Annotated in this window: 23 protein-coding genes and 1 tRNA gene; 7 read left to right on the top strand and 17 right to left on the bottom strand. The window is 64.7% G+C overall.

Annotation, left to right across the window (positions count from 1 at the left end; translation table 11 throughout):
- Window positions 1-26: 26 nt before the first annotated feature.
- The 3 genes from JWQ90_RS08625 to JWQ90_RS08615 form a co-directional block, all read right to left on the bottom strand.
- Window positions 27-1565 (bottom strand): ShlB/FhaC/HecB family hemolysin secretion/activation protein, encoded by a 1539-nt coding sequence (locus JWQ90_RS08625; RefSeq protein WP_299692160.1) that lies wholly within the window; start codon window positions 1563-1565, stop codon window positions 27-29.
- A 176-nt stretch (window positions 1566-1741) separates the two neighbouring features.
- Window positions 1742-2011 carry a hypothetical protein gene (locus tag JWQ90_RS08620; protein WP_299692157.1) on the bottom strand — a complete coding sequence of 90 codons (270 nt, stop codon included), beginning with the start codon at window positions 2009-2011 and terminating at the stop codon, window positions 1742-1744.
- Complete coding sequence (locus tag JWQ90_RS08615; protein WP_299692154.1) at window positions 2011-4236, bottom strand: hypothetical protein; 2226 nt, start codon at window positions 4234-4236, stop codon at window positions 2011-2013. Before JWQ90_RS08615 ends, JWQ90_RS08620 begins: the two co-directional genes overlap by 1 nt.
- A gap of 140 nt (window positions 4237-4376) precedes the next feature.
- On the opposite strand from JWQ90_RS08615, the gene JWQ90_RS08610 reads away from it, so the two are divergent.
- From JWQ90_RS08610 to JWQ90_RS08600, 3 genes are all read left to right on the top strand, one after another.
- Window positions 4377-5264, top strand: coding sequence for a helix-turn-helix transcriptional regulator (locus JWQ90_RS08610; protein WP_299692151.1), 888 nt, complete (start codon window positions 4377-4379; stop codon window positions 5262-5264).
- A 580-nt stretch (window positions 5265-5844) separates the two neighbouring features.
- Window positions 5845-6165 (top strand): helix-turn-helix domain-containing protein, encoded by a 321-nt coding sequence (locus JWQ90_RS08605; protein ID WP_299692148.1) that lies wholly within the window; start codon window positions 5845-5847, stop codon window positions 6163-6165.
- A gap of 40 nt (window positions 6166-6205) precedes the next feature.
- Window positions 6206-7411 (top strand): type II toxin-antitoxin system HipA family toxin, encoded by a 1206-nt coding sequence (locus JWQ90_RS08600; protein ID WP_299692145.1) that lies wholly within the window; start codon window positions 6206-6208, stop codon window positions 7409-7411.
- Window positions 7412-7575: 164 nt separating this feature from the next.
- On the opposite strand, the gene JWQ90_RS08595 is transcribed toward JWQ90_RS08600, so the two are convergent.
- Window positions 7576-7950, bottom strand: coding sequence for a response regulator (locus JWQ90_RS08595; protein ID WP_299692142.1), 375 nt, complete (start codon window positions 7948-7950; stop codon window positions 7576-7578).
- A 162-nt stretch (window positions 7951-8112) separates the two neighbouring features.
- The gene (locus JWQ90_RS08590; RefSeq protein ID WP_299692139.1) at window positions 8113-8610 is read right to left on the bottom strand and encodes a transposase; all 498 of its coding nucleotides are present in this window, start codon (window positions 8608-8610) and stop codon (window positions 8113-8115) included.
- Here JWQ90_RS08590 and JWQ90_RS08585 point away from each other — a divergent pair.
- A complete protein-coding gene (locus JWQ90_RS08585; RefSeq protein WP_299692136.1) occupies window positions 8609-8956 on the top strand; it encodes a diguanylate cyclase in 348 nt (115 codons plus the stop codon). The two genes, JWQ90_RS08590 and JWQ90_RS08585, sit on opposite strands and share 2 nt — an antisense overlap.
- A gap of 122 nt (window positions 8957-9078) precedes the next feature.
- Here JWQ90_RS08585 and JWQ90_RS08580 read toward each other — a convergent pair whose 3' ends face one another.
- From JWQ90_RS08580 to JWQ90_RS08570, 3 genes are all read right to left on the bottom strand, one after another.
- A complete protein-coding gene (locus JWQ90_RS08580; RefSeq protein WP_299692133.1) occupies window positions 9079-10803 on the bottom strand; it encodes a diguanylate cyclase in 1725 nt (574 codons plus the stop codon).
- Between the two features lie 391 nt (window positions 10804-11194).
- A tRNA-Pro gene (locus tag JWQ90_RS08575) sits at window positions 11195-11271 on the bottom strand.
- Between the two features lie 422 nt (window positions 11272-11693).
- Window positions 11694-13112, bottom strand: a complete 1419-nt coding sequence (locus tag JWQ90_RS08570; protein ID WP_299692130.1) for an OmpA family protein — start codon at window positions 13110-13112, stop codon at window positions 11694-11696.
- Between the two features lie 209 nt (window positions 13113-13321).
- Between JWQ90_RS08570 and prfB the strand changes: the two genes are divergently transcribed.
- The 3 genes from prfB to JWQ90_RS08555 all read left to right on the top strand — a co-directional run bounded on the left by prfB (window position 13322) and on the right by JWQ90_RS08555 (window position 17389).
- Window positions 13322-14417, top strand: a protein-coding gene (gene prfB / locus JWQ90_RS08565) for a peptide chain release factor 2 (protein WP_299692127.1) whose coding sequence is annotated in 2 segments (ribosomal slippage) — window positions 13322-13393 and window positions 13395-14417 — 1095 coding nt in all. Because the reading frame shifts where the segments join, the coding sequence is not laid out codon by codon here.
- Window positions 14418-14553: 136 nt separating this feature from the next.
- A complete protein-coding gene (lysS, locus tag JWQ90_RS08560; RefSeq protein ID WP_299692124.1) occupies window positions 14554-16074 on the top strand; it encodes a lysine--tRNA ligase in 1521 nt (506 codons plus the stop codon).
- A 127-nt stretch (window positions 16075-16201) separates the two neighbouring features.
- Window positions 16202-17389: a Bcr/CflA family multidrug efflux MFS transporter gene (locus tag JWQ90_RS08555; RefSeq protein ID WP_299692121.1), complete on the top strand. Its 1188-nt coding sequence runs from the start codon at window positions 16202-16204 to the stop codon at window positions 17387-17389.
- Between the two features lie 241 nt (window positions 17390-17630).
- Here the strand turns inward: JWQ90_RS08555 and JWQ90_RS08550 are convergent, their stop codons facing one another.
- The 9 genes from JWQ90_RS08550 to JWQ90_RS08510 form a co-directional block, all read right to left on the bottom strand.
- Window positions 17631-18764: a sulfate/molybdate ABC transporter ATP-binding protein gene (locus tag JWQ90_RS08550; protein WP_299692118.1), complete on the bottom strand. Its 1134-nt coding sequence runs from the start codon at window positions 18762-18764 to the stop codon at window positions 17631-17633.
- A 128-nt stretch (window positions 18765-18892) separates the two neighbouring features.
- Window positions 18893-19807 carry a sulfate ABC transporter permease subunit CysW gene (gene cysW / locus JWQ90_RS08545; protein ID WP_299692115.1) on the bottom strand — a complete coding sequence of 305 codons (915 nt, stop codon included), beginning with the start codon at window positions 19805-19807 and terminating at the stop codon, window positions 18893-18895.
- Window positions 19804-20673: a sulfate ABC transporter permease subunit CysT gene (cysT, locus tag JWQ90_RS08540; RefSeq protein WP_299692112.1), complete on the bottom strand. Its 870-nt coding sequence runs from the start codon at window positions 20671-20673 to the stop codon at window positions 19804-19806. Before cysT ends, cysW begins: the two co-directional genes overlap by 4 nt.
- A 49-nt stretch (window positions 20674-20722) precedes the next feature.
- Complete coding sequence (locus tag JWQ90_RS08535; protein WP_299692109.1) at window positions 20723-21349, bottom strand: class II glutamine amidotransferase; 627 nt, start codon at window positions 21347-21349, stop codon at window positions 20723-20725.
- A 25-nt stretch (window positions 21350-21374) separates the two neighbouring features.
- Window positions 21375-21593 carry a TOBE domain-containing protein gene (locus JWQ90_RS08530; protein WP_299692106.1) on the bottom strand — a complete coding sequence of 73 codons (219 nt, stop codon included), beginning with the start codon at window positions 21591-21593 and terminating at the stop codon, window positions 21375-21377.
- A 60-nt stretch (window positions 21594-21653) separates the two neighbouring features.
- Window positions 21654-22655, bottom strand: a complete 1002-nt coding sequence (locus JWQ90_RS08525) for a sulfate ABC transporter substrate-binding protein (RefSeq protein WP_299692103.1) — start codon at window positions 22653-22655, stop codon at window positions 21654-21656.
- A gap of 76 nt (window positions 22656-22731) precedes the next feature.
- Window positions 22732-23748, bottom strand: a complete 1017-nt coding sequence (locus JWQ90_RS08520; protein ID WP_299692100.1) for a sulfate ABC transporter substrate-binding protein — start codon at window positions 23746-23748, stop codon at window positions 22732-22734.
- Window positions 23749-23772: 24 nt separating this feature from the next.
- Window positions 23773-25311, bottom strand: coding sequence for a porin (locus JWQ90_RS08515; RefSeq protein ID WP_299692097.1), 1539 nt, complete (start codon window positions 25309-25311; stop codon window positions 23773-23775).
- A gap of 155 nt (window positions 25312-25466) precedes the next feature.
- The gene (locus tag JWQ90_RS08510; RefSeq protein ID WP_299692094.1) at window positions 25467-25649 is read right to left on the bottom strand and encodes a YezD family protein; all 183 of its coding nucleotides are present in this window, start codon (window positions 25647-25649) and stop codon (window positions 25467-25469) included.
- Window positions 25650-25952: the final 303 nt, after the last annotated feature.

Raw genomic sequence — 25952 nt, 5'->3', positions numbered from 1 at the left:
TGCCGAGCATCGAGCCGTGCAAGGGCTCAGAGCTTCAGTGTCAGGCGGAAATACAGATTGGCTTCGGAGTCGTCCAGGGTTTGCTGATCGATATCCTTGTCATAGAACGAGTGCGCGTAGGCGACGCTCGCCTCCAGCCAGCTGGCGTAGGCGGCGACCAGCTCGGCGCCGGCGTCGGCGATCGTCGGCGTTCCGTCCGGCAGCCCGGCGATGGTGTTCTCGTACTTGGTGTAGCCGTATTCGGCGAACACGCGCGGCGTGAACGTCAGGCCGTAGACATCGCCCAGATCCTTGTACTCGATCTGCAGGCGCGCCAGGCCGCCGGAGTCGCCGGTGGCGACGCCCGGCAGGTACGAGACGATGTTGCCCAGGCCGCCCATCACCCACTGGCTCTGCTCCGGCACGGTGTCGCTGGTGATCTGGGCGTACAGATCCAGGCGGGTGCTCAGGTGCTCGTCGAAAGCGTAGCGGGCGCTGGCCTGCGGACGGAACAACAGGTAGCCCTGGTCGGCCAGCGTGGTCGGCTCGCCGGTTTTGTCGTCGCCCAGGCCCTTGCGCACCGCCACACCGGCGTCGAGATCGAGGTGCTGCGTGCCGCCGAGGCTGATGATGTGGGAGTAAGCGCTGCCGGCTTCGACCGAGCCGTATTCCTGGCTCTGCGCGACGGCGCCGTTGCTGCGCAGGCTGACTTCCTTGTTGGTGTAGTCGACTTTTGCGTTGACCGTCAGGCGGCTCTGGAAATTGCCCAAGATCGGGAACAGCCAGGCGGCCTCGGCCTGCTGCAGGTCGCCGTTCACCGGCACGGCGCCGATGTCGATGCTGTAGTCCACGTTGCGGCCGGACAGGCCGAAAATGCCCCAGCGCGTGACCCGGCTCCAGCTCAGCGACTCCTCGTGGTAGTCCTCGGCGTCGTCGTCACCGTTCAGGCCGGGCAGCCCGCTGCGCCAGGTGGCGGCGAGCTCGTCGCCGGTGGTGAAGGCATGGCGGATGTCCAGGTCGAGAAAATGGCGGCCGACGAAGCGGTTGCCCGGATTGCCGAATTCCGCCTTCAGTGAGGTCGGGTCGGGGCTGTCGGGCAGTGGCCTGAGATCCATCGTGTAGCCGTCGGCGCTGCCGTCGGAACTCAGCACCGGCTCGCTCTGCATCCCGGCGCGATCGGCGTGGATCGAGGCCAGCGCGCGGCGCGGTTCTAGCGCGTCATCGGTCAGCGGCGCGGTGCCGACCAGGTGCTGGAAATACGGCGTCAGTTCGGCAGGGCCGGTGACACTGGTGACCCGGCCCGGAGTCGCGACCACGTACAGGTCCTGGCCGGCCAGGCCGTAGGTGATCTGCGTCGCCGGATAGCCCGCGCCGTAGTACAGCGCGCCGAGATTGCGCACGACGTCGGACAGTGACTCGGCGCCGGACGCCGCAGAGGCGGCTGCCTCCGGACTCAGCACCGGCGTGCCCAGCAGATGCACCTGATAGTTCTGGAAAGCGAAGGCGGCGATCTCGCTGCCCTGCTGCTGCAACTGTTCTGCAGCGCCCTGCTGCGGCGGAAGTACCGGGGGAAGCGTGACGGCCATGTCCTACCCTTTTTAAATTTTTGAAATTAAATTTCTAGAATCGAATTGTTCTGCGAATTGTTTTGCGAATTGTCTTGCGAACACCGGTTGAAGGCACCGGCGGCATCCAAGCCGGCCGGCGCTTTCGGGTGACACCGCTACGCACCCGGTCCCGGTGCTTGCGGTGGATTTTTTGCCTATGCCGCGTTGCCACGCCGCTGGAGCTTGGCGAACAGCCGCTCGACGAGTTCCTGCGACTCGATCAGCTGGCTGTAGACCATGCCCATTTCTCCACACATGGTGCGGCGCATCGGGTCCTGGCTGACTGAGCGCTCAATCTGCTCGGACATCGCCCAGGCCACTGAGCGCGCCTGCTCCAGGCGCGACGCCAGCCCGTCGAGCAGATCGATCGCATCGGCCGACTCCGGTGCGTCCAGCGGGCGCATGCCCCAGACCCGGGTCGGCATCAGGCCCGGCGTTTGGCAACGCACTGGGTCTTGACCGACTGCACGACGCCGCGGCTGTCCCTGACCTGCACGGTGCATAGCGAGCCGGGAGCAGCCGAGTCGGAGGGAGTGGCGGGGTTGTTGGAGTTGCCGCTACCGGTGTTCGGGTTGATGGTTGCGACCGAGTTCGACGCGTTGGTGTTGATCAGGCCGATGCCCAGGCCACCGCCGGTACCGGTGCCGCCGGCCGATGCGGTGGAGGTCGCGGTATTGAGCACGCCCGCGCCAATGACGCCGCCATTGCCGGAGCCGCCGCCGTTGAGCACGCCGGCGCCGATCTTGCCGCCGTTGGCCGAGTTGCTGCCGTTGGCGACGCCGGCGCCGATGACGCCGCCGTTGCCGGAATTGGCGCCGTTGAGCACCCCCGCAGCGATGCTGCCCGCGTTGGCCGAGTTGGCGCCGTTGAGGACACCGGCCGCCAGCAGGCCGGCGCTGTTGCCGGAGTCGCTACCGTTGAGCACGCCCGCGGCAATCTGGCCGCCGTTGCCCGAGTGGCTGCCATTGAGGACGCCGGCACCCAGCAGTGCCAGGCCGTTGCCGGAGCCGCTGCCGTTGAGCACGCCCGCACCGATGACGCCGCCGTTGCCCGAATTGTCGCCGTTGAGCACGCCCGCGCCCAGCAGAGCGAGGCCATTGCCGGAATTGGCGCCATTGAGCACGCCGACGCCGATCTGCTGGCCATTGCCGGAATTCGCGCCATTGAGGATGCCGGCACCGATGATGCCGTTGCCGGAGTTGGCGCCATTCAGGATGCCGGCGCCGATCAGGCCGCCGTTGCCGGAGTTCTCCGCGTTGAGCACGCCGACGCCGATCAGCCCGGCGAGCTTGCCGAACTCGCGGGACAGGCCGGAATTGCGGCCGGAAAGCACCGCAACGCCCAGTGCGCCGACGCCGGAGTTGTTGCCGCACAGCAGGCAGACGCCGAGCAGATTCGCCCGCGCCGAGTTGTCGCCGGCCAGAATGCCAACGCCGATCAGGCCGTCATTGCCGGAGTTCCTGCCCGACAGCAGGCCGAGGTTGAGCAGCGGATTGGAGGTCTTGACCGTGCCGGTCGGGTTGCCGATGGCAATGCCGCCGACATCGATGCCGGAAATCTTGGCAGCCTGCTCGAGCAGTGCGGTGCGCAGCACGGCCGTGGTCAGGAAGCGGTCGCCGCCGAACGAGAGCGCGATCACGTCGTCGGCATTGAGCAGCCCGATACCCAAGCCCTGGCTGGCCACGCCAGAACCCGCACCGGACAGCGCGGCGAGGGCAAGAAACTTGCCGTTGCCGGTGTTGTTGCCGTTGAGCAGGCCGATACCGATCGGGCCGTTGCCGGCATTGTTGCCGGAGAGCGCGGCCAGGCCGAGCAGGACTGAGCCATTGCCGGTGTCGTTGCCGTTGAGCAAGCCGATACCGATCGGGCCGTTGCCGGCGTTGTTGCCGGAGAGCGCGGCCAGGCCGAGCAGGACAGAGCCGTTGCCGGTGTTGTTGCCATTGAGCAGGCCGATACCGATCGGGCCATTGCCGGCATTGTTGCCGGACAGCGCGGCCAGGCCGAGCAGGCCGGAGCCATTGCCGGTGTTGTTACCGTTGAGCACGCCGACGCCGATCGGCCCCAGGCCGGCGTTGTCGCCCGACAGCGCGGCCAGGCCGAGCAGCGTGTCGGCGATGCCGGTGTTGTTGCCGTTGCGCACGCCGAGCGCGATCAGACCGCCCAGGCCGGTGTTCGATCCCGAGAACAGCGCGCCGCTGACCAGCCCGCTGCGGCGGACGTAGGCGGTGCCGTTGCCGTCGAACAAGGCGATATCGATCAGTCCGCCATTGCCGTCCAGGCCGAGCAGCGGCGTCACCAGCAGGCCGTCGAGCTGGTCGGCGATGATCGGGTGGGCCGGGCCGAGGTTGAGCACGTCGCCGATGCCGGAGCCGTCGGCGCCTTCCTTGAGCAGGGTGATGCCCAGGCTGCCGAGGCCGGGCAGCGCGAGCGGGGAGCGCGAATTCGAGTTGCGGCGCGCCACCGCTGCCAAGCCGCTGGAATCGCCGGAGAGTTTCGGGAAGCTGGTGTTGCCGGTAGCCGCCGTGTTGCCGGTCGTGGTGCCGTTGCCGGGCAGGCCCAGCGCGGCAGTCAGATTGCTGAGCGGTCCCGCCAGAGCGGCGCCGGTGAACAGCGAGAGTGAGAAGGCGGCGGCGCGGGCGGTTAACAACACTGTAAGCTCCAGCTGTCAGAATTTTCCTTAATGTATAGCTGACAGCAGGGTCAGGACATCGTAAAAAAACCGCTAGCCTAGTAAAAACTACGTCAGAAAATACTGACAGGCGAAGCGGTTGCAGCAAAAAGGGATTCGATTTGAAGCACAAGGAAGAGGGTGTGGCGCGCGATGATCGGCTGGTTCGTGCTCTTTATGAGGGCGGGTTCCAGGTGTCCGCATCGGAATTTGCAGGCTGGGCGCTGGCGCAGATCACCAGCGAGGTCGGTTGCTCGGGTGTCAGCTGGGAAATCCGTGACGGTTATGGCAATCGCGTCGCGCGGCGAGTGCTTGGCCTGGCGCCCGAGCAGGATACGCAGGCGCTTGATGCCATCGGCCTGGCGATCACCGTCGCCGGTATGGTCCCCGGCCTTGGTCACGACTTCAGGTTTTTCCGCGAGTCCGCTGAGTTCTCGGACTCCGAACGCGAACTCCTGCACCGCTATTGCGGCTTTCTGCCCCATGCGGAACACCTGAACCAGCAGTACGCGATGCACGTGTCGGCTCAGGCCTCGGCCCCGCGTGCCACGGCCGGTGACGGCAGCGCGATCGTCAGCCTCGAGGGCTATTTGCTGTCGGCTACCGCGAGCTTCCGCGACCTTCTGCGCGCTGCGCATCGCAACTGGGACGGTGTTTCGCTGCCCTTTAACGTCGACTGCCCCGAGGACGGCCCGATCGCGGGTTTCATCTACCAGGGCCTCCATGTCTCGGGAAAACGGGCCGGTGAGCATTTTGAAGTGCAGATCAGAACCAACCGGCGGCATCCCGAACTGTCGGCCCGCGAGCAGGAGATCGCCCGGCGCGTGGCCAGGGGCCTCACCTTCAAGGAGATCGGCCGCGAACTCGATGTCGCGCCATCGACGGTGTCCTCGCATCTCTACAACCTCTACAGCAAGCTCGGCATCCGGCGCCGGGCGGAACTGGTCGACTGGCTGGCTCATAAGGATTCATCCGATGTCGGCCGCTTGCCGAGCCAGCAGGCATCGTAAGCAGACAATCTAAGTTTCCCGGCGCGGTGGAGTCTGATAGCCCATAACTCGGTCTTTCTGCGCCGCCGATCAGCGATTCGCACATCGGCCGCTACGGCTGCTGCAATCTGGAACTGTCTTCTTCCCCTTCGAAGACGCGCCGGACTCTTGGCCGAGCCGGCACCAAAAGCCCCGTATCCCACCCCTGGTACGGGGCTTTTTCTTGGCTCGATCCAAGCAAACCCGGCTGTTTGCACAGCCGCCGATTGGTACGCCGGAATGTTTCCGCTCGTTTCCCGTATGAGCGCTATCGCACAGACATGACAGACGGCAAGTGGCAGGTTTGACTCGCCATGTCTTCCCCGACTGGTGCGCCTGTTCCCTAGACCCGTGCAGGCACTCTAGCCCCGAGCCTTTACCAAGGTTCGGGGTTTTTTCTTGGGCGCAGACTTTGAGTCGAACGCATGGTTCGCGGTCTTCTGGGCGTGCGCGAAAACTGGCTAGCGCTCGTCGGGGCGCAGAGATTCACCTAAGAACCTGCTGAATATGAACCGGCGTGATCTTGCCGGTTATTGGTCTTATACGGCAGTATACGGCCGTTATGAGCCAGACTCTCCGCCTGTCGAAAACCCTGCCGGCCCCCGTTGCCGATGAACTCGCGCGGCTGGGCGCGGCCCTGCGCCGCGCGCGTATTGCGCGCAACGAGTCGCAGCGCGCGCTGGCGCAGCGCCTGGGTATCGGCGAGCGCACGCTGCGGGTGGCGGAGAAGGGCGATCCAGGGGTTTCGGCGGGTGTGCTACTCACGCTGCTGTGGGCCGTGGGCCTGGGTCCGCTGTCGGCGCCGGTGAGCGAGCAGGCGGCGCGGGCCGCTGCCAGTAACGCCAAGACCCGCGCAAGGCGCAAGGCACAGGATGACTTCTGAACTGTTCGTCTGGCTCTGGCTGCCGGAGGCGACTGAGGCGGTGGTCTGCGGACGCCTGTTTGTGGAGGGCGAGCGCCTGAGCTTCATCTACGGCCGCTCCTACCGCGCGCGCGCCGAGGCTATTCCGCTGATGCCGGAGCGCATGCCGTTGGCCGGCGGGCCGTTCAGCGCTCGGCGCGATGGCCAGCTACCCGGCCCGATCGCCGACGCCGCACCGGATGCCTGGGGTCGGCACGTGATCGAATACCGCCACCAGGCGGGCGGTTTCGCCGAACTGGACTATCTGCGCCTGAGCCACGGTGATCGCATCGGTGCGCTGCACTTTCAATCCAGCGCCAAGCGTTACATCCCATCCGTGCTCGCCCCAGCCACGCTGGCGGATTTGCTGTCCGCTGCAGACGCGCTGGAGCGCGAGCAGCCGCTGCCGCCGGAGCTGGCCAATGCGCTTGAGCACGGCAGCTCCATCGGCGGCGCGCGGCCCAAGGCGACGCTGCGCGATGGTCGGCGCGCGCTGATCGCCAAATTCGCATCCGCCACGGACCGCTGGGCCATCGTGCGCGCGGAGTGGGCCTGCCTGCGGCTCGCGCGGCGCTGCGGAATCCCCACCCCGGATGCGTGGGTCGATACCGTGCTCGGCAAGGATGTATTGCTGGTCGAGCGCTTTGATCGTCGTGTTGCCGGCGATGCTGCTGCTGACGATCATGATCGTCAGCCCGTGCCTGCAGACACGCTGCGCTACCAGATGCTTTCCGCGCTCACACTGCTGGATCTCGACGACACCGAGGCGAGCCTCGCTTCGTATCCGGAACTCGCCGAACTGCTGCGACGGCTCGCCCAGGACGGCGTGGGCGATGCCCGGCAATTGTTCCGGCGCATGGTCTTCAATCTGCTCATCGGCAATACCGATGACCATGCCAAGAATCATGCGGCCTTCTGGGATGGTCGCTGGCTGCGCCTGACCCCGGCTTACGACCTGGTGCCTGCATTGCGCCTCGGCCAGGAAGCAAGGCAGGCGATGGCCGTCGGCCGCGAAGGGCGCGCGTCCACCCTTGCCAACGCCCTGAGCGAAGCCGGCCGCTTCGGGCTCCTGCTGGCGGAGGCCGAAGCCATCGTCGACGAAGTGGAAACCACGCTCGCGCAGCACTGGAAGACCGAGTTCGCCGACTGCGGCGTGCCACAAACACAAATCACCCAACTCGACGGCCGCGCCGTGCTTTCTCCCGTGGCGCGTCAGCGCCGCTTGTAACGGAGCGAACGTTGCAAGCGGGACATTCGGGACATTCGGCATTCGGGACAGACCACGTTTTCCCGAGAGCTACATTTGTCCCCTGATCGACCACCTGCTGCGTCATCGTGCGCAGAACGCCGACGTGGTGCCGCCGACGCCGCGGATCCCGCGCGACGCCGAAACTACGCCGCTGCGGGAATGACCCGGCGAATGGCGGCCATCAAACTCTGCGGCTTGAACGGCTTGGCGACAAAGCCGGCTACACCCAGCCCGATCGCTTCTTCGACGTTTTCTCTGCTGGTTTCGCCGGTCAGCATGATCACCGGCATCGCTTTCATCGTCTCGCTGGCACGCACCGCCTTGAGCAGGCCAAGGCCGTCCAGGCGGGGCATGTTCCAGTCGCTGATCAGCAAGTCGTAGCGCATGGCGTTGAGCATGCCCAGGGCTTCCTGGCCGTCCTTGGCCTCATCGACCTTGTTCAGGCCCAACTCGCCCAGGATTGCGCGGGTAAAATCTCGGATGCTCGGCATATCGTCGACGATGAGAATGCGCGACATGCTTGAGTCTCCAATTTCGCGAGGCCGGGGCGTTTCCCGATGTCGATCGCGGGTCATTTCCAGTTCAAAATGAACTGGGCAACTGTAGCACGCGCGACAAATGGGAACGGACCCTGAGGATTCCCCACATCTCAAGGGTACATACGGATGGATTGGCTGCGTCTACGAGTCGGGATGCAGACCGCCGGCGACGCGCAGATATTCCCAGCCTCGCCGCAGCAGCGACATACGAAACCGGTGTTCATGCAGGTCGAGAGTGGCCAAGGCAGCGAGCCAGGCAACGAGGGTGGCGAGCATATGAATCATCAGCAACACGTCCAGTCGCTCGGCACTGCGCGTGAGGGTGTCTTCAAAGGCGCAGCCATAGCGATGCGATTTGAGATCCCGGAACGAGGACTCGATCTGCATCCGCAAGGCATACCAACGCACGATCTGTTGCGGGCTGTAGGCATTGAGCGTCTCGCTGTGTGCCAGCAACCAGGGCTCTTTGGCGGCTCGGGCCATCTTCGAGGCATGACCGCCGCAGGCAGGCTTGGACGTTCTGCACAGCGCCTGGTGCCGATGTTGGGGTGGGCGTCGGAACAGGACGACACGACAGCGCAGGGCATTGCCGGCGGTCAGTTCGTAGCAGCCGAGCGTGCGCGCCGTCGCCGAAGCCATGTCCAAGCTCGCCCGCCGCAGCACCGACGTGCTGGCGCGTTACGGCGTCGAGGAATTCGCAATGCTGGTGACCGACGCCGACGAAGCCGCGACGATGTCGGTGGCCCAGGCGATGCGCGAGGCGGTTGCGGATCTGGCGTTGGAGCATGCAGCCTCGTCGGTCGCTGCCCACGTCACCATCGGCCTCGGTGTTGCCGTCTGCACGCCGGAGCGCTCGCTGGGTTCCTCCGTGCTGTTCAAGTTCGCCGACGCCGCGCTCTACGACGCCAAGGGCCAGGGCCGTAACCGCGTCAACGTCGAGCGGCCCGTCGCCGCAGCTGCCGGCCCGTCTGTCGCCGCTGCCTGAGCGCCGCTGACCCCGACAGCTTCCGTCGTTTCATGGCGCGCTCGTCGGGGTTTGCTGTGCTCAGCCGAGCTGGAGATTGCGAAGGACGCCCTCGGCGTTGGCCACCGTACCGAGCGTCATAATCACCCGGTCGGCGTCAGCCTATCTTCAGGCAAGCAAACCCGATTGCGCCCTGAGCCTTTAGCCGCATACAGGCCGATATCCGCACGCTTGAGCAGCACATCCACGTCGGCATCCGTCTGATCGCAAACCGCAACGCCTACCGACGCCGTAATGCGCAGGGAGCCCCCATCAGGCATGGAGATCGGCGCCATCGCAATGGCCTCGCAAAGGCGCTCCGCGGCACTCACGGCCCGTTGCCGATCAGTTCCCGGCAGCAGGATGGCAAACTCCTCTCCGCCGACACGGCATACCGTATCCATCTCGCGCATCGACCGGACGGCGATGCCGGCGGCCTGGCAAAGAATCATGTCGCCCGTTTGGTGCCCATAGTTGTCGTTGACCGATTTGAAGTGATCGAGATCCAGCATCAGCACCGACACGTGGCCGCCGCTGCGCCTGACGCGTGCTACCTCCTGCGCGGCCAGATCCATGAAATGGCGGCGGTTGTGTACGCCGGTCAGCACGTCGGTACGCGCTTGTCGCTCCAGCTCGCGTTCGAGCCGCTTGCGTTCCGTGATGTCCACGATGGTGCCGCGGCTGCGCAGATATCGGCCGGCGGCATCGGTGATCGCCGAAGCGGCCAGCATTATCGGGAAGCGGCTGCCGTCCTTGCGGGTGATCTGGTATTCCACACCGCTGATATGGCCTTCGGCCTTGAGTTGGGCAAACGTCTCCCGAAACCGGCTTACCCCTTCCGCGTCGAGAAGATCGGCTAGCGTCTTCCGGCCAACCAGTTCGTGACGCGCGTAGCCCAGCCATTGCAGTTCGGTCTGGTTGACGCGCAGGAACACGCCGTTCTCGTCGATAGTGTGGTATCCGCAGGGAGCGTTGTCGTAGAGGTCTTCCACCTCGGCGGCCAGGCGCCGCAAATCCTGCTGTGCCTCGTGGCGCTCGGTGATGTCCTGAATCTGCGCGATGAAATGCAGGGGCTGTCCGGCCTCGTCCCGCAGTAGCGAGACATCGAGCTGAATCCGCACTTCATGGCCCAGCTTGTGGATATAGCGCTTTTCCATACGGAAGGTCTCGCGCCAGCCGTCCAGCACTTGATGCAGCAGATCCAGGTCGCCCTCCAGATCCTCCGGGTGTGTGATGTTCTGAAAGCTCAGCACCAATAACTCTTGTTCGCTGTAGCCGACGATTGAGCACAGCGCGTGGTTGACGCTGATGAAGCTTCCGTGCGGGGCAACCACGGCCAGGCCGATCGGCGAATGCTGGAGCGTCAGGCGGAAGCGCCTCTCGCTCTCCTCGACCTGACGGTTGCGCTCGGCGAGCAGTTGCAGCGAGGCATTCAGACGATCGTTCGCATCGGTCTGCGCCAGCTGGCTGTCGGCCTGTTGCTCGAATAGCGCCAGCGCTTTTGGCAACAGCGGCCACAGCGCGGCGGCAGTGACCACGGATGCAAGTGCGGTAATCGCCCGAGCTGCGGCATCGAGGTGATAGACCGGATGCCAGATGTTAAGTACGTCAATGAAATGCGTAGTGCCGCAGGCGGAGATGAAAAAGCCGAACAGCGCGAAAATCCAGTTGAACACGGCCGCCGGCTTTTGCCGGGCGAAGTGAATCAGTGCGAGCGGTATCGAGAAATACGCAAGGCCAATCGCGGTATCCGAGATCACGAAGGTCCACAGCAGCGCTGGATTCCACGCAATGCAGTATCCATGGGGCAGAAAGCTGCTTCCGTTCATCGAAGATTCCTGTTCTTCAGTTGGCGGTACCTGCCGCCGGATCGTCGACCCATCTGCGGAAGTGGAGAATCGAATTGACGAACCGTGCCCAACTGGGGGTCGCGCGGTGGCCCCTCGAGTTGCCGCTCGATGTAGGCAGAGGGTAGAGCATGGCAACCCCTGCGACTACCCAAGGCTGCAAGCCCAAAGCGGTGGCGAGCCTCGGCAGCTGCTGATCCGCGCCAAGCAGCATCAAAAGCGGGTGCGGTACTGCATTCGAAGCTGCATCGGCGTCCCGGTCAAAGCTGCCGGCGCTGCCTCATTGCGAGTTGTTCGTGGGTCACAGGGCGCTGAGGCGGGGAGTCAGGCAAGCCCCTGCGCAAATCGGTGCCCGAGCACGTGTTGATTTAGTTGGTCGGGGTAGAGAGATTCGAACTCCCGACATCCTGCACCCAAAGCAGGCGCGCTACCAGACTGCGCTATACCCCGACACTAAAAAACCGGCGTGGCCGGTGGCGGATTATCCGCGTCACCGGCCGGCCGGGTCAATGTCGAGTCTCTGGGCTAAGTGGTCCTTTTCACCCATTCCACCCCGTATACGACTCCCCTTTCCCGCTTGCGGGAGAGATCGCAGCAGTTTCATAGCAGCTGGCTTGATGCCCGGAACCGGCCAGCTCCTTCCCCCGCGTGCGGGGGGAAGGTTGGGATGGGGGCGAGGCGACAGCGCCGCGCCTTCCGCCCCCACCCCGGCCCTCCCCCGCTCGCGGGGGAGGGGGAGGTTCCTGGGGGCAGGGGTGACGGGCTTTTCTTGCGCTGCTCGAACAAAAGCCCCTCATCCGGCGCTTCGCGCCACCTTCTCCCGCAAGCGGGAGAAGGGATTCATGCGTCGACGCACTTATGAAATGGCGGGCTTAGGGAACGATTTTCAGTTCCACGCGCCGGTTCAGTTCGCGGCCTTCGTCGGTTTCGTTGTCGGCGACCGGCATGCTTTCGCCGTAGCCCTTGGCGCTCATGCGGCCGGTGTCGATGCCGCGGCCGATCAGATACTGCTCGACCGACCTGGCGCGGCCTTCGGACAGTTTCAGGTTGTACTCGTCCGAGCCCTTGGCGTCGGTGTGGCCGCCGACTTCGACTTTGATCTCGGGCCTGGCCACCAGGGCGTCGCCGACTCCGTCGAGAATCACCTTGGCGTTCGGCGTCAGCCGCGACTGGTCGAACTCGAAGGTCACGCCCTGCAACACGACGGTGTCGCCGGCGGCGCAGCCTTCCAGCGTGATCGCCTCGCCCGGGGCGGGGGTCTTGCAGCCCTTGGCGACCGGGCAGCCTTCCTCGTTGACCGCGGTGCCGGCCGGGGTGCCGGGGCAGCGGTCCAGGCGGTCGACGACGCCGTCGCCGTCCTCGTCGTTCTCGCAGCCCTGGGCGTTGACGATCGCGCCGGGCGGTGTGCCCGGGCACTGGTCGGTTTCGTTGGGCACGCCGTCGTTGTCGTCGTCGGCGCCCAGCGGCACGACGGCAGCCGGTGTGGTGCTGTCGGTCACTTCGGGCTTCTTGTCGCCGCCCAGCGGGATCATCAGGCCGATGTTGAACATCACGTCCTCGAAGTTCTTCTGGCCGGCGTCGTCCTGCTTGTGGTCGTCGACGCGGTACAGCGCCTCGGCGCGCAGCGCGGTGCCGCCGTCGGTCAGCTGCAGCAGGTAGCCGAGGCCAGCGCCGTACAGCCAGCTGTTGTAGCTGTTGTCGGGCGCGCCCGGCAGGTTCTTGGTGACGCCGTACTGGCCGTTGGCGATCAGATACACGTCGCGGAAGCGGGGGAGCGGCGACAGCAGCAGCGACAGGCCGCCGCCGAAGGTCTCGGCTGCGCCGTTGCCGCCGGGCAGGTTGTCGCTGAAGCGGTTGTAGTAGCCGCTGGCCTCGACCGCGAACGCGGCGCCGAGCTTCTTGCCCAGCGCCAGTGCGCCGCCGTAACCGTCGTCAGTGTCCCGCGACTTGTCGGCGAACACGTAGGAGCCCATCGGTGCGATGTAGAAGCGGCGGCCGATCGCATTGTTGGCGCCATGCGCGCCGCCGGCGTTTTCACTGTCGCCGCCGTTGACCGAGGTCATGCTCGGCGGCGGGGCCTCGCTGCTGGAGTCGGCCATCGGGTCGCTGGGCGGTGCCGCATCGGCGGCCGCGGCAGGCGGCGCCGCGTCGGAACTCGGCGCCGGCTCGGCGACTGTGGCTCCCGGCGATCCGACGTCGGAGACGGCGGGCGGCGGCGCGTTATCCTGCGCGAACGCCGGCAGTGCAGCGGTCAGCGCCATCAGGCTGCTGAGCAATGCGGAACGTAGCATCGGTTTGCTCCCCTTTTTTGTACAGGTGTGAGGCGGCTCTGGTTCAGTTCTAGTTTTGGGCCAGCGACTGACGGCTGAATCATTCGCGGCTGCGGGCTTGTACCACGCGAATGGGGGTGCTTCAACCACGCAAAAGGACGATCCCCTCGCGGCTGCGCGGGCCGCGCCGGTATACTGCGCGCCCTCCAAAGTGGCGCACCGGTTCTCCGATGGAACCCAATCAGATCAAAAGCGAGATCACGGCCCTGCGAGCACGTTTCGACGCGCTCCGGGGCTATCTTTGACTACGACGTCAAGCTGGACCGGCTAGTCGAGGTCAATGCCGAGCTGGAAAGCGCGGATGTCTGGAGCAAGCCCGCCTACGCGCAGGACCTGGGCCGCGAACGCGCCAAGTTAGAGGCCGTGATCGAGCCGATCAACAAGGTCACGCGCGGCCTTGCCGACGCCGGAGAACTGCTCGAACTCGCCGAGATGGAGAACGACGCCAGCCTCTACGCCGGCGTCGAGCGCGACGTGCTCAGCTACATCGCGATCGCCGAGGACATGGAGTTCAAGCGCATGTTCTCCGGCGAGCAGGACACCAGCAACGCCTTTCTCGACGTGCAGTCCGGCTCCGGCGGCACCGAGGCGCAGGACTGGGCCGAGATGCTGCTGCGCATGTACATGCGCTGGGCCGAGGGCAAGGGCTTCAAGGTCGAGTTGCTGGAGCGCTCCGACGGTGAAGTCGCCGGCATCAAGGGCGCCACGATCAGTGTCGAAGGCCCGTACGCCTACGGCTGGCTGCGCACCGAGACCGGCGTGCACCGCCTGGTGCGCAAGTCGCCGTTCGACTCGGGCAACCGCCGCCATACTTCGTTCGCGGGCGTGTTCGTATCACCCGAAGTCGATGACAACATCGAGATCGACATCAACCCGGCCGATCTGGAAGTGGATACCTTCCGCAGCTCCGGCGCCGGCGGCCAGCACGTCAACAAGACCGAGTCGGCGATCCGTATCAAGCACGTGCCGACCGGCATTGTCGTCGCCTGCCAGACGCAGCGCAGCCAGCATGCCAACCGCGACAAGGCGATGAAGATGCTGCGCGCGAGGATGTACGAGCAGGAGCTGCAGAAGCGCAACGCCGCGGCACAGAAAGTCGAGGACGCCAAGGCCGACATCGAATGGGGCAGCCAGATCCGCTCCTACGTGCTCGACCAGTCGCGGATCAAGGATCTGCGCACCGGCGTCGAGATCGCCGATACGCAGAAGGTGCTGGATGGCTACCTTGACCCGTACATCGAAGCCAGCCTGAAGCAGGGTTTGTAGGGTCTGGGAGAATCGCGGACAAGGTCCGCTCCTACAGGACTTTTACAACCGTCGATTCGCGACTGTAGGAGCGGACCTTGTCCGCGATTGAGGCTACTCAGCCGCAGCAACGTTTAGATTTCCGACAGGTTCCAGGATGACCGAAGAAAACAACACGCCGCCGGCCGCGCAGATTGTCGATGAAAACCACATCGTCGCCGGCCGCCGCGACAAGCTCGACAAGCTGCGCGCGCTAGGCAATGCGTTCCCGAACACCTTCCGCCGCGACACGCTGGCCGAGCATCTGCACGGCTGCTACGCGACGCGCGATGCGGCGTCGCTGGAGAGCGAGACCACCGAGTTCCGTCTCGCCGGCCGCATGATGGCCAAGCGCGGGCAGGGCAAGGTTTCGTTCGTCGAACTGCAGGACAGCTCCGGCCGTATCCAGCTGTTCGTGCAGATGAACGCACTCGGCGCCGAGGTCTACGAGGCGTTCAAGACCTGGGACGTCGGCGACATCGTCGCCGCGGTCGGCACCGTGATGCGCACCAAGGCCGGCGAGCTGACGCTGCGCGTGAAATCGCTGGAGCTGCTGGTCAAGGGCCTGCGCCCGCTGCCGGAAAAGTGGTCGGGCCTGACCGACACCGAGACGCGCTATCGCCAGCGTTATCTGGATCTGATCGTCAATCCGGAAGTGCGCGTAGTGTTCCAGAAGCGCGGCGCGGCGGTGCGTTTCATCCGCGGCTTTCTCGATGCGCTGGGCTTCATGGAAGTGGAGACGCCGATGTTGCAGCCGATCGCCGGCGGAGCTGCGGCCAAGCCCTTCGTCACGCATCACAACGCGCTGGATCGCGAGCTGTATCTGCGCATCGCGCCGGAGCTGTATCTGAAGCGCCTGGTCGTCGGCGGCTTCGAGCGCGTCTACGAGATCAACCGCAATTTCCGCAACGAAGGGCTGAGCACGCGTCACAACCCCGAGTTCACGATGCTCGAGTTCTACCAGGCCTACGCGGACTACCGCGATGCGATGGACCTGGTCGAGAACATGATCCGCAATGTCGCCCTCGCCGTGAACGGCAGCGGCAAGCTGATCTACGCCGAGCGCGACTACGATCTCGATCAGCCCTTCAATCGCTGGACGATGAAGGAAGCGGTGATGCGCTTCAATCCGGGCGTCACGATCGAGCAGCTCGGCGACCGCGAATTCCTCGCGGCCTACGCAAAAAAAGTCGGCGGCGATTCCAGGCCCGCTTACGGCTGGGGCAAGCTGCTGACCGAAGTGTTCGAGAAGACCGTCGAGACCAAGCTTCTCGATCCGACCTTTATCACCGAATACCCGACCGAAGTCTCGCCGCTGGCACGCCGCAACGACAATGACCCGACGGTGACCGACCGCTTCGAGTTCTTCGCCGGTGGCCGCGAAGTGGCCAACGGATTCTCCGAGCTCAACGATCCCGACGACCAGGCCGCGCGTTTCCTCGAGCAGGTCGCGGCCAAGGACGCGGGCGACGACGAGGCGATGCATTTCGACGCCGACTACATCCGTGCACTCGAATACGGCCTGCCGCCGACCGCCGGCGTCGGTGTCGGTATCGATCGCCTGGTGATGTTCCTGACCGACAGCGCCAGCATCCGCGACGTGCTGCTGTTCCCGCAGATGAAGCCCGAGGTGAGCTGATGCCATCGCGCTTGTCTCCTTCCCCCGCATGCGGGGGAAGGTTGGGATGGGGGCGTTCGCTAAAGAGTTGCTCCGCGACTTCCGCCCCCACCCTAACCCTCCCCCGCAAGCGGGGGAGGGAATTGCGATGAGTCCACGCCGCCGCTTCATCCTGATCCTCGGCGCCGTATCCGCGCTCGGCCCGCTGTCGATCGACATGTATCTGCCGAGCCTGCCGGCGATCGGCCGCGATCTGGCCGCGGACGCCGGCTCGGTGCAGATGACGGCGACCGCCTATTTCATCGGCCTGGCCGTCGGCCAGGTGATCTACGGCCCGATCTCGGATCGCCTAGGCCGCAGGAAACCGCTGCTGTTCGGCCTGGCGCTGTACACGCTCGCATCGATCGGCTGCGCATTCGCACCCAGCGTCGAGGCGCTGATCGGCCTGCGTCTGCTACAGGCCTTTGGCGGCTGCGCCGGCATGGTGATCACGCGTGCGATGGTGCGTGATCGATTCCCGGTCGACGAGATGGCGAGAGTGCTGTCGACGCTGGTGCTGGTGATGGGCATCGCGCCGATCCTGGCGCCGACGCTCGGCGGCAAGATCGAAGTCTGGTTCGGCTGGCACGCGATCTTTCTGCTGCTGGTGGCAGCGGGTATCGCCTGCATGCTGATGATCACTTTCGGTATCGAAGAAGTGCGGCGCGAACGCTCGCCGCCGCTGTCGATCAAGAGCGTTGCCCAGGATTATCTGCGCATCGTCAGCCATCGCCGTTTCATGGGCTATGCGCTGGCCGGTGGCTGCGCGCAGGCCGGCATGTTCGCGTACATCACCGCATCGCCATTCGTGTTCATCGACTACTTCGGGCTGGCGCCGGACCACTACGGCTATGTGTTCGGCGTCAACGCCTTCGGGCTGATCTTCGCTTCACAGCTCAATGCGCGGCTGCTGAGGCGCTACCACGCCGAGAAAGTGCTGCGCACGACGCTGCGGGTCTATCTGGCCGCAGCGATGACGATGCTGGCTTGCGCGCTGAGCGGCTTCGGCGGTTTCTGGGGCATTGCCTTGCCGCTGCTGGTCTGTACCTCTAGCCTCGGCTTCAGCTTCCCGAATTCGCAGGCCGGTGCGATGGCCCCCTTCGGCGACCGCGCCGGCATGGCCGCGGCGATGCTCGGCACGCTGCAGTTCATGCTGGCCGGCATCTCCAGCGTGGTGGTCGCCGCGCTACACACCGGCAACGCGCTGGGCATGGCGGCGGTGATCGCGTTCTGGGCGGTGCTGGCGCAGGTGATGTTGCGCGTGCTGGTGAAGCCGCCGGTGCTGGTGCCTGCGTGAATCGCGGTCAAGGGCCCCTCCTACAGCCGGGTAGGTTGGGGTGAGCTTGCGAACCCCAACATTCGTCCGCGCGATGTTGGGGTTCGCAGGCTCACCCCAACCTACTCGCTGATGCTGCGCGCGCTGGTGAAATCACCGGCCGTGGTGACGGCGTGAATCGCGGTCAAGGACCGCTCCTACCGTCGCGAATCGACCTTCGCAAGTATCCTGTAGGAGCGGTCCTTGACCGCGAAGCTGTGTGCTAGCCCGCGCGACCGCGCTCGCGATATTCCGCCGGCGCATTCGACACCACGTCGGGCAGGGCCTGGCGGGTGATCGGCGTGCCTTTCGGGAACACGCTGAAGTTGGTCAGGCGCAGCTGGACGCGTGCGGAAGGTTTCAGCAACGGCACGTCGAAGTGCAAATGCGGCAGCTCGATTTCCAGCGTGACGCCGGACTCGATCGCGCGGGCCTCGCAGCGCACCACCGGGCCGGTACGCTGCGTGCTCAGGATCTCGGCTTCAAACGAGGGGATGCCCGGATCGGCGACGCGCAGATCGATCGGCCGCACGTAGATGTCAACCGGACCGGGCTCGTGCAGTGTAGTGCTGGCAATCGAGCTTGGAGTGCCTTGCACGAACACTTCCTTGCCGCGCACGTTGCCGGGCAGGATATTGGTATTGCCCATGAAGTCGAACACGAAAGGCGTCGCCGGATTCTCATAGACCTCGTCGGTACTGCCAACCTGCTCGATGCGGCCGCGGCTCATCACCACGACCCGGTCGGCGAGTTCCAGCGCTTCTTCCTGGTCGTGCGTGACGAACACCGTGGTGTAGCCGGTTTTATCGTGCAGCTCGCGCAGCCAGCGGCGCAGGTCCTTGCGCACTTTCGCATCGAGCGCGCCGAAAGGCTCGTCCAGCAGCAGCACGCGCGGCTCGATCGCCAATGCGCGGGCCAGGGCCACGCGCTGGCGCTGGCCGCCGGACAGCTGCGAGGGATAACGCTTCTCCAGGCCGCCGAGCTGCACCAGATCCAGCAGCTCCGCCGCCTTCTTCTTGATCGCGCTGTCCGAGGGGCGCTCGCTGCGCGGACGCACGCGCAGGCCGAAGGCGACGTTCTCCAGAATCGTCATGTGGCGGAACAGCGCGTAGTGCTGGAATACGAAGCCGACGCGGCGCTGCTGCACCGGCAGCGCGACGGTGTCTTCGCCGCCGAACAGGATCTGGCCGGCGTCGGGATATTCGAGGCCGGCGATGGTGCGCAGCAAGGTGGTCTTGCCCGAGCCCGAGGGCCCGAGCAGCGCGATCAGCTCGCCGGAATGAATGTCGAGATCGACGCCGGCCAGTGCCGGAAAGCTGCCGAAACCCTTGTGGATGTTGCGGATCTGGATGTCCATGTTGTGCTCTTCGTAATGTTCCCCCTCCGCCGCGAGCGGGGGAGGGTTGGGGTGGGGGCGGAGGGCGCGGCGCTGACGTCTCGCCCCCCTCCTAGCCTCCCCCCGCACGCGGGGGGAGGGACTGTGCGTCAGTGTTTGCGCGTCGCGGCGAGTTCTTCGCCGTGACGCCATTCGAGCAGGCTCTTCAGGCCCAGCGTCAGCAGCGCCAGCATCGCCAGCAGCGAGGCCACCGCGAAGGCCGCGGAGAAGTTGTATTCGTTGTAGAGGATCTCCACGTGCAGTGGCATCGTGTTGGTCAGGCCGCGGATGTGGCCGCTGACCACCGACACCGCGCCGAACTCGCCCATCGCGCGCGCATTGCACAGCAGCACGCCGTAGAGCAGGCCCCAGCGGATGTTCGGGATCGTTACGCGCCAGAACACCTGCCAGCCGTTGGCGCCCAGCGACAGCGCCGCCTGCTCGTCGTCGGTGCCCTGCGCCTGCATCAGCGGGATCAGCTCGCGCGCAACGAAAGGGAAGGTGACGAAGATCGTCGCCAGCACGATGCCCGGCACCGCGAACAGAATCTTGATGTCGTGCGCCATCAGCCAGGGCCCGGCCCAGCCCTGCGCGCCGAAGATCAGCACGTAGATCAGGCCGGACACTACCGGTGACACCGAGAACGGCAGATCGATCAGCGTGATCAGCAGCTGCTTGAAGCGAAAGCTGTGCTTGGTAATCGCCCAGGCCGCGGTCACGCCGAACACCACGTTCAGCGGCACCGCGATCAGCGACACCGTCATCGTCAGCTTGATCGCGGCGAGCGCGTCTTCCTCAACGATCGCGTCGAAGTAGGCGCCGATGCCGTTGCGCAGCGCCTCGACGAACACCGAGATCAGCGGCAGCAGCAGGAAGCCGAGCAGAAAGATCAGCGCGGCCGCGGTCAGGCTGCGCCGCACCCAGCGCGCTTCCGTGATGACCGCGTTCTTCTGAATCAGCGGCTCGAACGGCAGCTTCGGTGGGTCCTGCAGCGTGTGGTCGAGCATCGGGTTGGAGGCAGTCATTTCTTGGCTCCGGAACGCGAACGGCTCCAGCCCTGGAGCAGGTTGATGACGAGCAGCATCAGGAACGAGATCACCAGCATCGTCGCGGCGACTGCGGTGGCGCCGGCGTAGTCGAACTCCTCGAGCTTGATGATGATCAGCAGCGGCGCGATCTCGGATTTCATCGGCAGGTTGCCGGCGATGAAGATCACCGAGCCGTATTCGCCGACCGCGCGGGCGAAGGACAGCGCGTAGCCGGTCAGCAGTGCTGGCAGGATCGCCGGCAGGATCACGCGCATGATGGTCTGCCAGCGCGTCGCGCCCAGCGAGGCTGCGGCCTCCTCCAACTCTTTCTCGGCTTCCTCGAGCACCGGTTGCACGGTGCGGACAACGAAGGGCAGGCCGATGAAGGTCATCGCGACGATCACGCCCAGCGGCGTGAACGCAACCTTGATGCCCAGCGGTTCCAGGTACTGGCCAACCCAGCCGTTGCCCGAATACAGCGCGGTCAGCGCGATGCCGGCAACGGCGGTCGGCAGCGCGAACGGCAAATCGATGGTCGCGTCGAGCAGCTTCTTGCCGAAGAAGTCGTAGCGCACGAACACCCAGGCGACAAGCAGGCCGAAAATCGCATTGAGCGTGGCTGCGATCGCGGCGGCGCCGAAGCTCAGGCGCAGCGCCGCGTCGACGCGCGGAGAGCTGACTACATGCCATATGCCGCCCCAGCCCAGATCCGCGGTTTTCAGAAACACGCCGGCCAGTGGGATCAGCACGATCAGGCACAGATAAAAGACCGTGAAGCCCAGGCTCAAGCCGAAGCCAGGCATCACCGAGCGATGCTTCAGCGATTTGACGGGTAAATCGGGTGCCGCGCTCAATGCAGTCATGCTGTCAGGTCTCTGTCGGTACAGTCGGCCTCAGGTGTGAAGGTCCGACTTAAATGAAGTGCAAACTCTCGGTTGCGGGGCTGCGTTCCTGCGCTTGCGCCGGGCTGGCCAGCGCATACAGACGCTGATCGATCCAGCGCGTGTTGCTGCACCACAGGCCCTCCACCTCCGCACCGAAGCGGCGGTTGAGGATGTGGATGCGCCGTGCGCTGCGCTGCAGCAGCACGGCCCGGTTGTCCGGCCCCAGTGCCATTTCCAGCAATTGCAGAAATGCCGGCTGATCCAGCAGAGCGGCGTCGCGCTGCAGCAGCGGCCGCAGAACTTCGCTGGCGAAATGCCAGCTGTCCGAACGCGAAATCTGCGCTGTTTCCAGACAGGCCAGCGTGCCGTTGTGCATCAGGAACGTGCCGCCTTCCACCCACAGCGGATGGACGTTCTGCATGTCGGTCGAGCCGCGAGTCAGCAGACGCAGATGCAATACGTATTCCGCGTCGCGGTACTCCTGCTCGGCCGCAATCAGCCTGGCAATGTCCACATGCGCGTGACGCTCCAGCAGAAACTGGCCGCCGCTGTCGAAGCCCATCAGCCCCCAGCCGTCGCGATTCAGCGAGGCGGCCGCGGTCAGCATGCGATGCGGGATCGCGATACCGGCGGGCTTGTGGATGATCACGCACATAGCGGGATGCTCGAGCGCCTGGCGATCAGCCGAGCTTGGCGACCAGTACGTCGGTCGCCTTGAACATCGCCAGCGCCTCTTCACCGACCTGCAGGTTGATCAGGTCGATCGACGAGGTGGTGACCACGGCCGAGATGATGCCGTTCGGCGTCAGGATCTCGACTTCGGACACGACCGAGCCACGACGGATGTTGGCGACCTTGCCTCGGAACTGGTTGCGGGTATTGACGGCTGCAATGGACATGGGGCTCTTAGCCTTCCTGGCAGAAGTGGAAGCAGAAGTGAAATTGGGGTAATGGCGTGATCAGCGCCGTGCCGCGTAGATCTGGTCGAAGCTCGCGCCGTCGGCGAAGTGCAGCGCCTGGGCTTTGGCCCAGCTGCCATACACGTCTTCGACGCGGAACACGTTCAGCGTTGGAAAGCGGTCCGGGTACTTGGCGAGCACCGCCTCGTCGATCGGGCGCAGATCGTTCCTGGCAAAAATTTCCTGCGCTTCCGGCGTGAAATGGAAGCCCAGATAGGCGCGGGCGCGCTCCGTATTGCCCTTCTTCGCCGCGACTTTCTGCACCAGCGCAATCGGATTGTCGGCGCGCACCGTCAGCGACGGCAGCACGGTCTCGACCTTGTCGCCAAGCTCCTGCTTCAGCATCGCGATTTCATTCTCGAACGTCAGCAGCACGTCGCCGATGCCGCGCTGCGAGAACGTGGTGGTCGCGCCGCGGCCGCCGGTGTCGAGCACCGGCACGTGGCCGAACAGCTCGGTGACGAAAGCTTTGGCCGCGTCGTCGCCGCCACGGGTTTTCTTCGCCCACTCGTAAGCGGCCAGATAGCTGTAGCGGCCGTTGCCTGAAGTCTTCGGATTCGGGATCACGATGCTGACGCCGGGTTTGATCAGATCGGCCCAGTCGTGAATGTTTTTCGGGTTGCCCTTGCGGACGACGAACAGAATCGTCGACCAGCTGGGCGAGGAGTTGTTCGGATACTGTTTGGCCCAGTCTTTCGGCAGCAACGAGCCCTTGTCGGCGATCACGTCGATATCGAGCGGGTTGTTCATCGTCACCACGTCGGCGTCGAGGCCGTCGATCACCGCACGCGCCTGCTTGGTCGAGCCGCCGTGAGACTGGTTGATCGTCAGCGTCTCGCCGGTCTTCGCCTTCCAGCTGGCGATGAAAGCCGGATTGAGATCCTGGTAAGTGGCGCGCGCAACGTCGTACGACACGTTGAGCAGCTCGGCTGCGCTGGCAACGCAAGCCCAGCCCAACAGGGCCGTCGTTGCGAAGGCTGCCAGCCAGTGCTTCTTGTTCATGGGTCCTTTGAAGCGATGTAGTCGGGAGACTTTGTAGGTCGGGCTTCAGCCCGACCTACAAAGAAGACGGGGCTTGCTATTTGGCGCCGTAAATCTGGTCGAAGATGCCGCCGTCGGCGAAGTGCGTGGCCTGGGCCTTGGTCCAGCCGCCGAAGTCGGCGATGGTCACCAGCTCAAGCTTCGGGAACTTGTCCGCGTACTTGGCGGCCACGGCCTCGTCGATCGGGCGGTAGTAGTTCTTGGCGATGATCTCCTGGCCTTCCGGCGTGTAGAGGAAGTTCAGATAGGCCTCCGCGACCTTGGTCGTGCCATGCTTGGCGGCGACCTTGTCCACCACTGAAACCGGCGGCTCGGCGAGGATCGACAGCGATGGTGCGACGATCTCGAACTTGTCGGCGCCGAACTCGTCGATCGACAAAAAGGCCTCGTTTTCCCAGGCGATCAGCACGTCGCCGATGCCGCGCTGCACGAAGGTCGTGGTCGCGCCGCGAGCACCGCTGTCGAGCACCGGCACGTTCTTGTACAGCGCCGCCAGGAAGGCCTTCGCCTTGGCCTCGTCACCACCGTTCTTTTTCAGTGCGTAGGCATAAGCGGCGAGGTGGTTCCAGCGTGCGCCGCCCGAGGTCTTCGGATTCGGCGTGATCACGCTGATGCCCGGCTTCACCAGATCGTCCCAGTCCTTGATCTTCTTCGGGTTGCCCTTGCGCACCAGCAGCACGATGGTCGAGGTGTAGGGCGAGCTGTTGTGGCCGAGGCGCTTCTGCCAGTTGGCCGGAATCGTCTTGGCCTTGTCGGCGATCGCATCGATGTCGGCGGCCAGCGCCAGCGTGACGACGTCGGCTTCAAGGCCGTCGATCACCGCGCGGGCCTGCTTGCCCGAGCCGCCGTGCGATTGCTTGATGGTGACGGTGTCGCCGGTCTTGGCCTTCCACTGCTCGGCGAACGCGCTGTTGACCGCTTTGTACAACTCGCGGGTCGGATCGTAGGAGACGTTGAGCAGCTCGACGTTGGCGGCGTAGCTCGCGAGCGGCAGCAGCAGGGCGGCTGCGCCGATGGCGATGCGCGCGCTCAGATTCTTGAGGGCGGATTTCATGTCGTTGTCTCGTGTGGAGTTCGTTTAGAAGGACAACTGGAAGCGGCCGAACAGCGCCTTTTCGTCCTGCCGATCAAGCGGCGCCGTAGCCGTGCCGCCGCCGCCGCCGTCGAACTTCGTGCTGGAGTAGTTGATTTCCCAGCGCACGTTGTTGTTGAGGTACCAGTTCACGCCGACGGTGTAGCTCTTCTCCTTGGAGATGGCGGAAACCGGGTTGGCGTAGATCGGGAAGGCGTCGCTATCGATCTCCAACTCGGCATAGCGAGCGGCGATCTCGAAGGCGCCCCAACCGGGCTGGCCGAGCTTGAAAGCGTTGCGGACCTTGACGCCCCTGTAGGTCGCGTCTTCACCGGTGAGCAGGTAGCTGGCGTAGACCTCCCAGGCCTTGTTCTTCAGCTTGGCCGAGCTGGGGTCGATGGAGACCTCGGTCGACGAGATGATGTATTCGCCGAGCAGGCCGAAGCTGTTGTAGTACCAGTAAGCCTGGGGTGAAATGCGGGTTTCGTCGCCATCAGCATAGACGCCGTTCGAGCCGGCGGACGTAACGGTGACCACGCCGTTGGCGCTGGTGCAGGCGCCGGTTGCACCCGTGTTGAGTTTGCAAGTCGTACTCGCCGCCGTCGCAGAGCGGTACTGGAAAACGGTGTTCTGGCCAGGTGAGCGGTAGCGGGGCAGGAAGTTCTGCTGTGTCGTGGAATCGCTGGCGCTGGGGGCTTCGACCTTGGGGCCGAAGCTGCCGCCGACGCCGAAGCCCAGGCCCTGGAACAGGCCCGGAGAGTTCTTGAACGGCTCGGTGAACAGGCGCGCCGCGAGTTCCTTGCGATTGTCGACGTCGTTGCTGCCGGTGTTGGTGGTGGTGCTGTCGGCATCGCGGCCATCCGCTGCGCCGTTGAAATAGCCGAAGGCGTAGCTGGTAGTGCCGCCCAGGAATTCGCCGCCGATCTGCAGACCCAGATCACGGTTCGGGCCGATCTCGTTGACCAGGCTGCGCTCGATGAACTCGATGTTGGATGTGGACTGCAGATTTTCCAGCACCACCGGTTCCTTGAACTTACCGGCGCGCACGTAGAACGCGGGCAGCAGGCGCACTTCGCCATAAACGTCAGACGTTGCCGGCGTGCTGCCATTGAATTGCGGCTGGATGCGGACGAAACCGATCTGGCCCACCGTTAGTTCGAACGTCGGCTCCACGCGGCGTAGCAGCACCGTGTCGTTGAAGCGCGGATTCGTGGCCGCCGGAGCGACGCCCGAGGGGCCGTCGCCGAGGTAATAGCGGAAATCGGATTGCACCAGCCCTTTGAACTTGAATTCGTAGTCGCCCTTCGGGCTTTTGAAAGAGAAGCCCTTATCGCTGGCGGTGACCACCGGCGCATCCTTGGCCTTGGCGGCGGCATCTTCCTGTTGGATCTCGAGCTGGCGTTCCAGCACCTTGATGCGCTGGTCGAGATCGGCGGTGGTCGGCGCATCCTCGGCTCTTGCTGCGCCGGCGAAGCTCGCCAGCAGGGCGGCGGCGGTCGCGCTCAGTACGAATGCGGCCGGTTTGCTCGTTGCATTGCTCTTCATGACTAATAACCCCCGTAAAGGCGACGGTCATGGACGCGTCGCGCTTGGATCAAAGATCGAATGGATGGATCAAATGGATGGATCAAATGGATCTGCTGGAAAGCGGAAAACTTTCTGCCGGTGCTGCTGATCTGCCAGCTCGAAAAGCGGCTTCCCTACCGCTTCGTGGACTCTTCGCTGCGATCGAAACGGACTCGTTCGCGACGCTCGAACTGAACCACCCGGCCGTCATGCACGACGATCTCGACCGAGCCATAGCGCAGCCCGCGCAGGGCCTGCACGATGCGTTCGGCGAGCTTGAATTCCGTTTCGTCGAGTCGGTGTACGTCTGCGTTCATGTAGTGCCGGTCTCCCGGACCCTGCCGGTGTGCGGTCATCGTACGGACGAGCGATTAGGTCTCAAAAGAATATGTGATACTTGATATATTCACTTTAGTTCTATAATAGTCCACACGGCCGTAGGGCGGGTCATGACCCGCCGCTGTTGCTTTCGAGGGAGAAAACGGCGGGTCGAGACCCCAATGGCACTACCTTAAGCATTGCGGTCCCTTCTCCCGCTTGCGTTCGATGCTGCCCCGAAGGGGCGGATGAGGGGCTGTTCGGCGGGAAGAAGCCCCTCACCCGGCGCTCCGCGCCACCCT

Origin of the sequence: Hydrocarboniphaga sp., from assembly GCF_028291725.1 — a bacterium.
Classification (GTDB): Bacteria; Pseudomonadota; Gammaproteobacteria; order Nevskiales; family Nevskiaceae; genus Hydrocarboniphaga.
Note: the sequence above shows the minus strand (reverse complement) of the source record. Positions and strands in the feature narration are given on the sequence as shown.

Excerpts from the sequence above, each read along its gene's own strand:
- JWQ90_RS08625 (WP_299692160.1), bottom strand. The coding sequence starts at position 1,565 with ATGGCCGTCACGCTTCCCCCGGTACTTCCGCCGCAGCAGGGCGCTGCA.
- JWQ90_RS08620 (WP_299692157.1), bottom strand. The coding sequence starts at position 2,011 with ATGCCGACCCGGGTCTGGGGCATGCGCCCGCTGGACGCACCGGAGTCG.
- JWQ90_RS08605 (WP_299692148.1), top strand. The coding sequence starts at position 5,845 with ATGAGCCAGACTCTCCGCCTGTCGAAAACCCTGCCGGCCCCCGTTGCC.
- JWQ90_RS08595 (WP_299692142.1), bottom strand. The coding sequence starts at position 7,950 with ATGTCGCGCATTCTCATCGTCGACGATATGCCGAGCATCCGAGATTTT.
- JWQ90_RS08585 (WP_299692136.1), top strand. The coding sequence starts at position 8,609 with ATGTCCAAGCTCGCCCGCCGCAGCACCGACGTGCTGGCGCGTTACGGC.
- JWQ90_RS08590 (WP_299692139.1), bottom strand. The coding sequence starts at position 8,610 with ATGGCTTCGGCGACGGCGCGCACGCTCGGCTGCTACGAACTGACCGCC.
- JWQ90_RS08580 (WP_299692133.1), bottom strand. The coding sequence starts at position 10,803 with ATGAACGGAAGCAGCTTTCTGCCCCATGGATACTGCATTGCGTGGAAT.
- JWQ90_RS08570 (WP_299692130.1), bottom strand. The coding sequence starts at position 13,112 with ATGCTACGTTCCGCATTGCTCAGCAGCCTGATGGCGCTGACCGCTGCA.
- lysS (WP_299692124.1), top strand. The coding sequence starts at position 14,554 with ATGACCGAAGAAAACAACACGCCGCCGGCCGCGCAGATTGTCGATGAA.
- JWQ90_RS08555 (WP_299692121.1), top strand. The coding sequence starts at position 16,202 with ATGAGTCCACGCCGCCGCTTCATCCTGATCCTCGGCGCCGTATCCGCG.
- JWQ90_RS08550 (WP_299692118.1), bottom strand. The coding sequence starts at position 18,764 with ATGGACATCCAGATCCGCAACATCCACAAGGGTTTCGGCAGCTTTCCG.
- cysW (WP_299692115.1), bottom strand. The coding sequence starts at position 19,807 with ATGACTGCCTCCAACCCGATGCTCGACCACACGCTGCAGGACCCACCG.
- cysT (WP_299692112.1), bottom strand. The coding sequence starts at position 20,673 with ATGACTGCATTGAGCGCGGCACCCGATTTACCCGTCAAATCGCTGAAG.
- JWQ90_RS08535 (WP_299692109.1), bottom strand. The coding sequence starts at position 21,349 with ATGTGCGTGATCATCCACAAGCCCGCCGGTATCGCGATCCCGCATCGC.
- JWQ90_RS08530 (WP_299692106.1), bottom strand. The coding sequence starts at position 21,593 with ATGTCCATTGCAGCCGTCAATACCCGCAACCAGTTCCGAGGCAAGGTC.
- JWQ90_RS08525 (WP_299692103.1), bottom strand. The coding sequence starts at position 22,655 with ATGAACAAGAAGCACTGGCTGGCAGCCTTCGCAACGACGGCCCTGTTG.
- JWQ90_RS08520 (WP_299692100.1), bottom strand. The coding sequence starts at position 23,748 with ATGAAATCCGCCCTCAAGAATCTGAGCGCGCGCATCGCCATCGGCGCA.
- JWQ90_RS08515 (WP_299692097.1), bottom strand. The coding sequence starts at position 25,311 with ATGAAGAGCAATGCAACGAGCAAACCGGCCGCATTCGTACTGAGCGCG.
- JWQ90_RS08510 (WP_299692094.1), bottom strand. The coding sequence starts at position 25,649 with ATGAACGCAGACGTACACCGACTCGACGAAACGGAATTCAAGCTCGCC.